Source organism: Morganella psychrotolerans (assembly GCF_965118875.1).
Lineage (GTDB): Bacteria > Pseudomonadota > Gammaproteobacteria > Enterobacterales > Enterobacteriaceae > Morganella > Morganella psychrotolerans_C.
In genome coordinates, this window is record NZ_CBCPJD010000074.1 from 1 (window position 1) to 512 (window position 512).

The 512-nt window shown below is 60.7% G+C and carries 1 protein-coding gene; it reads right to left on the reverse strand.

The window, feature by feature from the left end; translation table 11 throughout:
• On the reverse strand, window positions 1–512 hold a 512-nt coding region (locus ACMHKJ_RS19390), incomplete at both ends, for an Ig-like domain-containing protein (protein ID WP_413496491.1).

Here is a 512-nt window from a genome sequence, read left to right on the forward strand (position 1 = left end):
GCATGTTCGTTGGATTTGTCACTGACGTTACCCGCAAGGTCTTCCACCTGCGCGTAGTAGCTGTAGTCCGAGCCGCTCGCCAGACCGGAGTCCTCGTAGCTCCAGCCCAGACCGTCCTGGCTGATCACGCCTTTGCCGATTTTCACCCCGTTACGGTAAATCACCAACACTTCGCCGCCGGTCAGGGCGCTGCTCAGGGTGCCGTGCAGGGTCGGCGTGTCGTCGTTGGTGTAACCGCCGTTCTGCACCGGCCCGGTCACCGGATCTTTGTTATCCAGGATTTCCGTCAGGGTCACGGTCTGATCCGGTGCCACCGTATCGACGTTGATTTCGTAGCTGTTGGACGCCGCCCCGGGATTGTGCGCCGCATCTTCCACGTACGCGGTATAGACATGTCTGCCGTCTGCCAGATCTGCCGTTTCACTGAAGGTCCAGGTGGTGCCGGTGACGGTCGCCACGCCCACTTTTACGTTATCACGGTAGACAGCCACCACATCACCGGCGCCGATGGC